Below are 8,828 nucleotides of genomic sequence, written 5' to 3'. Positions count from 1 at the left end.
AAAAGGATTTAGCCCTGTGCAATACAGAACTAAATCCTTTGGATAAATTAATTGTCTAACTTTTTGGGGTCAGTACAAAAGCCAAGGGGATTTTTGAATCTTTCTTGAAATCTTGTGCCAAAAAGTCTGAAAACCTAGTAGTGATAAGGGATTTAGAAATCAAGCGGTAAGATGTGAGTTAGGAGGTTTAAAAAAATATTCTTTTTGAAGGTATAAATTTTGTATTTTAATAAATAGAATCAAAACCAAATAATGTCGTATCGGGAATGGGTGTTTTTAATAAAAAAGATTATCGGTTAAAAATATTTCGAAAATTATAAAACTAACAAAAAGTGGGGTTTTGGAAAATGAAAGCACGAATGTTTTGATGTTTCAAAGGACTTAGATAAAAGTTTTAAATTAATGTTTTCTAATAAAAGTTAAACTTTTACACAATTATTAGTATATATTTGACAATTTAATAATTATAGTATAAAATGGAAATTGTATATAAAGTAATTTGGATATTGAGGAAATTTATTATTATGAGAGATATGTTTAATAAACGCCAACGTTTTTCATTAAGAAAATATAGCTTTGGTGTAGCCTCTGTCCTTTTGGGAGTTTCAATCTTCTCAAATGCGCAGGGTGCCCAAGCTGATGAAACGGTAGCACCAACTACCGCAGGTATGGAAACAACTGCTGAGCCAGATGTCGTCGTGGAGCAATCAACGCCAACAACAGCATCAGTAGCGCCAGCAACAACAGAAAACGCACCAAGTTCAGTCTCTACTGTGGCCTTGGCTAGTGAACAACCGCAATCAGCAGCTCAAAACAGCCAAGCAGCTTCAACAACTAGTCAAACAGCAGCTAGTTCAGAAGCAACTTCTCAGGCTGCATCGCAAGCGAGCTCTGAATCTGCAGTAGCAAATGTTTCATCTGTAGCTACTAGTGCACAAGCTCTTAACTCAACAGCTGTAGCAGAAACTCCAGCTGCTGGTCAAGTATCAGCACAAACAAGTGCGGCTGCTTCAGTTGCGACTGCAGCAGAAACTGCAAGTGCAGAGTCTACAACTAACGCTGTAAATAGCGTCCTTAAAGTAGCGACTAGCGAGTTGGCTGTGACAAGCAGTGAATTGAATGCTGCTGAAGCAAGTCTTAACTCTGAAAATCTCATCAATGCTATGGGACTTGCGGTATCAAACCGTAGCCTTCGTACAACTGATGCGGTTGCTGTTTTGACAAATGCTGGAGCAGGCTCAACAAACCCTGACTTGACAAACCTTGGCTACAAACTTGCCTATTTGCCAGAGCGTCAACAATACTTTGTTAATATTGATTACATCAACCACCTCAAAGTTGGTCGTGATAATCGTGGGGTTATGAGACCTTATGACTACATTACAAATGGTAACTACATGGTTGTCGTAAACTATGCCAACCTTGGTATTATTGACTATGTTGATGAAGCAGGAAACAAGATTCCTGGATCTTCAACCTACCGTATCAATAACTCAACTGAAACAATCACAGCAAACGGTAAGACTTACAATAAAATCTACGATGCTGGTGTAACAGAACTTCCACCAGTACCAGCAGGATACCGCATCAAGTATGCATCTGCTGACAAATCAAAAGCTAATGCTTATGTAGATGTCTTGAAGTCAGAACGTCAATACGACTATAACAACGGTATTGCAACTATCCGTTCAGAACGTGCTTGGGACCGTAACCAAACCCGTGTCGTTGACCTTGTTCAATTTGCTAACGGTTCACAAGGTTTGGACGCTTCAATTGATGCCAATGGTGGTGGTCAATACCTAGCTCCAGGTTACCGTTACCACATTATCGTTGAAAAAGACACGAAAGATGTTACTAAAGCCACAAGTCAAACAGTGACTTACACTGGTGCTGATACGAAGACACCAGCTGCTAACACTCAAAATGACTTTAGCTTCAATGGTAAAGAAGACCCTACAACCAACACAACAACTTGGACAGAAACTAGTCACACTTATGGCACAGTTAAGACTCCAGTTGTTATTGGTTACTACGCCGATAAAGCTGTAGCAGGTGGTAAGACAGTTACTCCGGATGCACCAAATGCAACAGACACAGTGACATACAAAGCCTTTGGTAAATTTATCGCTGTGGATGAAAATGGAAATCCAATTCCAGGTGTATCAACAACTGCCTACACTAACGATTCAAATGATGCAACTAAGATGATTGCCATCGACAAGACGCTTCCAAGCATTCCTGGCTACACTGTTAAAGTTATCCCTGCATCACCATCAAATCCAGGTGAAGATACTCGTGTCGTTTACGTAGCAATCGTTAACGATGTGACTAAGGCGACGAAACAAACTGTAACTTTCCAAGGTGCTGGCGATAAAACACCAGCTGCAGATGTGAAATCTGACTATACCTTTGCAGGTAAGGATAACCAAGCGACTGGTAAGGTGACTTGGAACGAAACTAGCCACACTTACGGTACAGTTAAGGTTCCTGTTGTGAATGGCTACTTTGCCGATAAAGCTGTAGCAGGTGGTAAGACAGTTACTCCAGATGCTCCAGAAGCGACTGATACAGTAACCTACAAGGCCTTTGGTAAGTTCGTCATTGTTGATGAAAATGGTAACCCAATTGCAGGTGTGTCTGATACTGCCTACATCAATGATCCTAACGATCCAACTAAGATGATTGCGGTTGACAAGAACTTGCCAACTATCCCAGGTTACACTGCTAAGGTAGTCCCTGCAACACCAGGTGACTTGTCTAGCGATACTAAGGTTGTTTATGTTAAGAACGATCAAAAAGCAAGTGTTGTTTACCGTGATAAAACAAGTGGTTCAATCCTTGAAACTGTTACTTTGGCTGGTAAGTCTGGTGAAGCGGTTAACTATTCAACAGCTGAACGTATCAAACACTATCAAGACCTTGGCTATGTCCTTGTAACAGATGGTTACCCAGCTGGTGCAAGCTTTGACTTGGATAGCACAGTTGACCAAGCTTGGACAGTAAGCTTCAAACGTGTAGCACTTGACTTTAATCCAGACAATGCTCACGAACCAGGAACACCAATCTATCCTAACCAACCAAACGGTCCAAAATGGCCAGCTAAGGATGCTTACCTTAAAGATGTGACATATACTGTTCACTATGCAAGCAAAGATAGCAATGCTAAATTGCCAGTAGACAGTGTTCAGAAAGCACAATGGAAACGTTCATTGACGCTTGACTCTGTAACAGGTGATATTCTTACTGCAGGTGAATGGAAGGCAGATAAGACTAAGTTTGATCTCGTGATTACACCAATGGTTAACGGTTACTTCGCCGATAAAGGCAGTGTGGCTTCTCAAGATGTCACTATGGACAGCAAGGTTGAGACTGTAACTTACACTAAATTTGGTAAGATTATTGCCGTTGACGAAAAAGGGAATCCAATCCCAGGTGTTGAAGCAGTTGCTTACACAAATGATCCTAACGATCCAACTAAGGCTGCTATGACTCTTGTTCCTGAAGTGAAAGGTTACAAGGCTGATAAGACTGGTGTGACACCAAGCAACCCTGGTGAAGATACAAAGGTTGTTTACAAGGTGGTTAATGCAGAACCTGCTAAACCGGCAGTTAACAAAGAAGTTGGTACTATCGTTGTTATCTACCGTGACGAGTATGGTAACCAAATCAAGATGCCACTTGTGATCACTAACTCTGTTGGTTCTGAAGTTAACGTTCACGGTGACCGTTATATCTACCGTAATGGTGTGAAATACGAATTGATTCGTCAAGAAGGTAAATCTACAGACAAGATGACAAAAGGTCAAACAGTCGTGACCTATATCTATCGTAAGGTCGAAGATGGCTCAACACCTTCAAATGGTAATAATGGTCAATCTGGAAATGGTGGAAATTCAACTTCTAAAGCTGTAAAAGCGGCCTCAAATGGATCTAAAGGTTCTAAAGGTTCTAAAGGTTCTGGATCAGCAGCCGATGGCGCTTCAGATGGTAAAGGTTCAGATAAGAAGAAATCTGGAAACAAAGATGGTAAGAAGGCAGATGGTTCTGATAAAGCTAAAGAAGGCGACGGACAATTGCCAGTAACAGGTGAGTCAGATAACAACCTTGCAGCAATGGGTGTTGTTGTTATGGGACTTATGTCAGGACTTGCGGCTATGAATCGTCGTAAAAACCAAGACTAAGATTTCCACACCTTATCTCTCATAAATTCCAAAAATAAAATCTCTCTCGAGTGTGATTGCTCGGGAGAGATTTTTTGGTCTGCGGATAAAATTCACGGAATCTCCCAAGGTTTGTGAATCTTTTAAGCAGTATTTAGCTTGATAAGGTACAATAGAGTAAGACAAAACGAATGAGGAGACTGTCATGAAGTTTTTACATACGTCAGATTGGCATGTGGGGCGAACCCTCAATGGCTGGTCTTTGTTGGAGGAGCAGGAGTGGGCCTTTCAACAGATTGTGGATTTAGCTATTAGCGAAAAAGTGGATGGGGTTATCATTGCGGGAGACCTCTATGACCGTGCGGTGCCGCCTGTGGATGCGATTAAGCTATTTAATAAGACCTTGGCCCGCTTGGTCTTGGAGGAGCAGATTCCTGTCTATGCTATCAGTGGCAACCACGATGGTGCTGAACGTTTGCATTTTGGACGAGAGTTTTTTCAACATCAGGGTCTTCATTTAAGCACACGTTTGGAGGAGGCTTTTGAGCCTATTGAGTTGGAGGCTTGCCAGATTTTCCTGCTTCCCTTTATTGACCCCATTGATGCTCGTATTTACTATAAAGACGATGAGAATAAGGAAGTTCAGGGAATTGGTGATGCCTTGGCCTATATTCTCGAGGATATGGAAAAAGCTTTTGATCCTGACAAGGCCCATGTCTTGGTGACGCATTTTGCGGTTTCTAAGAAGGATGATAGTGATGGTCAAGGTCTACGGGAATTGATGTTGTCTGAAACTAGCAATACGGTAGGTGGTCTTTCTAATGTGACCAGTGACCTTTTTAAGGCTTTCGATTATGTGGCTTTAGGGCATATCCATACGCGTTTTGCCAGTCCGAGCCAGCGCGTGCAATATTCAGGCAGTCCGGTCACCTTTAATGTCAAAGAAGCCAAGCGTAGGGAAGAAAAAGGCGTTTATATTCTTGACTTAGATGCAACTGGAGACTTGTCTCAGGCCTTCCATCCTTTAGAGGTCAGACGGCCGATTGTGACCTTGCAGGAGCCTTTTGAAACCTTGGTGTCACCTGAATTTTATAAAGGACAACCTTGTCAAAAGGCTTGGTTTGCCTTTGATATTCAATTGTCCAGTCGTAAGGAATTAGAGGGCATCAATGTGCGTGCCCGTCTGGAAGAGATTTATGGTACAGACATTGTAGAAATCACTTTCAGTCGTTTGGGTGATGTCAGGGAAGAAAGCTTGACTGTAGATCAGCACTTAAAAGATTTGGAAATGCAGTCGCCTCAGGAAATTGTCTCTGATTTTTACCAGACAGTGACTGGGGGCGATGTCTTGTCTGAGAGACAAACTGCCCTTGTGGAAAGTATTTTTGAGGAGATTGGAAGGAGTGGACAATGAGACCAGTTCAGTTAGAATTGACCAATTTTGGACCTTATCGTAAGGAAGTCATCAATTTCACCCAGTTTGACCATGCTCCCCTCTTTTTGATTGGTGGGGACACAGGGGCTGGTAAGAGTACCCTCTTTGATGCCATGACGGTTGCCTTGTTTGCCACAACCAGTGGCGATCGCAATGTTGAGGAGATGCGGTCAACCTTCGCTGGTCCAGAGGATGACTTGACCAAGGTAATCTTTTATTTCCAACAAGGCAAGCAACTTTATCGCATTGAGCGAGTGCTCCAGCAGGAGAGAGCCAAGCGAGGTGGGGGCACGACCATGCAAAAGGCGACGGCTTCTTTAGTCATTGTGGATAAGATTGGGGGTAAGGAAATTGAAAAGCTTGGGGATAAGATCAAGGAAGTGAGTGACCAGATTGAGCAGATTTTGGGGCTCAATGCTGAGCAGTTCAAGCAGATTATTCTCCTACCGCAAAATGATTTCAGCCGTTTCTTGAAAGAAGATTCCAAGACCAAGACTCAAATTTTAAAGAAAATCTTTGGAACGGGTATTTTTGACCGTTTTCAAAAGAGCTTGGAAGAGCGTCTTCGTCAGAGCAATAAGGATATGGATAAGCGCCAAGCTCAGCTAGATGGCCATTTTGCCAGTCAGGTGTGGTCTGAGGAGGAATTAGCAGTCTTGATCCAAACGCCAGCCTCTGAAAAATTGGCACGCCTTGAAGAGCTTTTGTCTCAGCGTCAAGAAAGTCTTACGGAGCAAAAAAGCATCTTGAAGGATGCCTATGAGGATTTGGTTAAACTGCAGAAGAGCTTGCAAACTGCCCAAGATTTGGCAAAGATTTTCCAAGAATTGAAGCAAGCCAAGGAGCGTTACCGTCTGGAAATTGAGGAAGGTGCTCAGGAACAGGCAGAAGCCAAAGTGCATCTGGAGGAATTGCAGTTCGCTCAAGGTCTGCAGGAAACCATTAGTAGCCTTAAACAATATCAGAAACAGTTGTTGCAATTAGAGCAGGATCTTGAAATCGCTCAGGAAGAATTGAGTGAAAAGCAGCAGGCTTTTGAGGGAGTTAAGGCTCAAAAAGAGGCACTCGCAGCTCAATCTAAGGACTCTCTTCAAAAAGAAGAGGAGCTTGAAACTTGGAAAGAGGATATTATCTATGCTCAGAGTCTTGTCCGAGAGCAGGAGAAAATCAAACGTTCAAGCACTAACTACAAGCAGTTGGAAGAAACCTATCAACAGGCGTCGAAAAAGATTGAGACGCTTAACAAGTCCTTGTCAGATTTGGAGGCCAATCGCCTAAGTTTAGATAGCTTGCATGAAGCCGAAAAACTCCTCCAGTCTGTGGGTTACAATGTGGATAATCAACTGGCTCAGGACCTGAAAGAAATAGAGGACTTGAAGCAGGAGTTGGCCAAGACGGAAAAACGTCAACAAGGGTTATCTTTGGATATTGACCAAGTTCAAGAAAGTCTCAAGGAATTGGAAGACCAGTTAGCAACCACTTTAGCTTCACGTCGTCAACTCATGATTGCCCAGTTGCAGGCAGAATTAGAGGATGGACAGCCATGTATGGTTTGTGGTTCCATTGACCATCCTAAGGTCGATGGGACACAGGCGAATGAAGCGGCCTTGAAGGATCTCATGAATCAGGTGGAGGAACTTCAAGCTCAAAAAGAAAAGAAAGTCGCTACCTTGTCAAACCGTCAGGCTACCTTGAGCGAAGTTGAATCTAAACGTCAAGATTTGCTTGACCAAGTGGCTAAAGTCAAGCTAGCTCTCGAAAAACACTATCAAGAACTCCAGGAGCAAGTTAAGGGACAATTTGATTTTGATTTTTCAGAGGACTATGAAGCAGACTGTGGACAAGCCTTACTCCGAAAGGTTGAGCAGTATTATCAAGATCTACACAAACGCTTTGATAAGGAAGAGGCAGATCGTGTCCATTATCAAGAGAAGTTAGGGCAAGCTCAGGAAAAATTGATAGATTTGGCTAAAGCCTATCAAGAGGCTAAGGCGGCGCTTGACCAAGCTAAGGAACGTCTTAAGGAGTTACAAGAAGCTCATCAAGAGCTTGAATCTGTTGAGGTTTATCAAGAACGTATTTCCCTAGCAAAGCAGGAGTTGGACCTCTACAATAAGCAAGTCAAGGAAAATAGTGGAGCCTACAACCAACTTCATGCTGACATTCAAGGCATCAAGGGGCAACTTGAGAGCTTAACCAAGTCTAAAGAAAATGCTAGCCAAGAAACTAAGCGTTTATCGGCTGAACTAGACCAAAGTCTTATGGCTGAAGGGGCCCTCACCAATGACCTAGAGCAAATCCAGCTTTGGCTTCTTGAGGTGAATAAGCAAGCGATTCCTGAGCTCCAGGCTCAATTGACAAGCTACCAAACTCTTAAACAAGAGTTGAAGGCGCAGATTGTCAAGGGTCAAGAGCTTATCAAAGACCAAGAAAAGCCAGACCTTGGCAATCTAACACAAGCAGTAGAGGATTGTCAGGAGAGCTATGATAAGCAGCTGGCTCAGGTGTCTGTCATTGAGAAGGGGATTAAAGATGCGACGGCTACCTACCAAGCGGCCAAAACCCTTCAAGACAGTAATCAAGAGGCCTTTAAAGCTCACCAAGAGCTCAGCGATCTGGTTAAGGTGGTTAAGGGAGAAAATACAGCACTAACTGGACGACTCAATCTTGAAGTCTATGTTATCCGTCAGTATTTCCAACAAATCTTAGACTATGCCAATGCTAACTACATCGGTCTCTTAACGGATAACCGCTATTCCTTTGTCTTGAGTGAAGAAGGGCGTCGGGCGCGTGATCACTTTGGTTTGGACATCAACGTCTATGACCAGCTGACAGGTAGCGAGCGTTCCGTCAAATCCTTGTCTGGAGGAGAAACCTTTATCGCTGCACTGGCTATTGCCCTATCCCTCTCAGAGGTGGTGCAAAATACTAGCAAAGGTGCTGTTGTTGAAGCTCTCTTCATCGACGAAGGGTTTGGCTCACTGGATAAGGAAGCCCTGACCAAAGCCATCGCTGTTCTGGAACAAATCGGTGAAAACCGTATGGTCGGTGTCATCAGTCACGTGGACGACATGAAAGAAGGCATCGCCCAACAATTAGCTATCATCAAGTCGCATGATGGCAGTAGCCGTATTAAGATTGTGGATAAAGGGTAAAATATAAAAACTAAATTACTATCAATTAACGAGAATCAAAAGATATATCCTTTAACAGGAGTCTATTATCTGAGGAAT

3 protein-coding genes are annotated in these 8,828 nt (G+C 42.9%); all 3 read left to right on the top strand.

Annotated features, from left to right (window positions below):
- Positions 1 to 524: 524 nt before the first annotated feature.
- Positions 525 to 4,181: a mucin-binding protein gene (locus H7T98_RS09480; RefSeq protein ID WP_201061763.1), complete on the top strand. Its 3,657-nt coding sequence runs from the start codon at positions 525 to 527 to the stop codon at positions 4,179 to 4,181.
- A 184-nt stretch (positions 4,182 to 4,365) separates the two neighbouring features.
- Positions 4,366 to 5,574 carry an exonuclease SbcCD subunit D gene (locus H7T98_RS09475; protein ID WP_037601918.1) on the top strand — a complete coding sequence of 403 codons (1,209 nt, stop codon included), beginning with the start codon at positions 4,366 to 4,368 and terminating at the stop codon, positions 5,572 to 5,574.
- A complete protein-coding gene (locus H7T98_RS09470) occupies positions 5,571 to 8,750 on the top strand; it encodes an SbcC/MukB-like Walker B domain-containing protein (protein ID WP_037601921.1) in 3,180 nt (1,059 codons plus the stop codon). Before H7T98_RS09475 ends, H7T98_RS09470 begins: the two co-directional genes overlap by 4 nt.
- Positions 8,751 to 8,828 lie beyond the last annotated feature (78 nt).

It is taken from the genome of Streptococcus sp. 23.2 (genome assembly GCF_016648665.1).
Taxonomy (GTDB): domain Bacteria; phylum Bacillota; class Bacilli; order Lactobacillales; family Streptococcaceae; genus Streptococcus; species Streptococcus salivarius_E.
This window is presented reverse-complemented; position numbering and strand designations above follow the sequence as displayed.

Bases quoted from the DNA above. Each gene is read 5' to 3' on its own strand.
- H7T98_RS09475 (WP_037601918.1), top strand. From the start codon at position 4,366: ATGAAGTTTTTACATACGTCAGATTGGCATGTGGGGCGAACCCTCAAT.
- H7T98_RS09470 (WP_037601921.1), top strand. From the start codon at position 5,571: ATGAGACCAGTTCAGTTAGAATTGACCAATTTTGGACCTTATCGTAAG.
- H7T98_RS09480 (WP_201061763.1), top strand. From the start codon at position 525: ATGAGAGATATGTTTAATAAACGCCAACGTTTTTCATTAAGAAAATAT.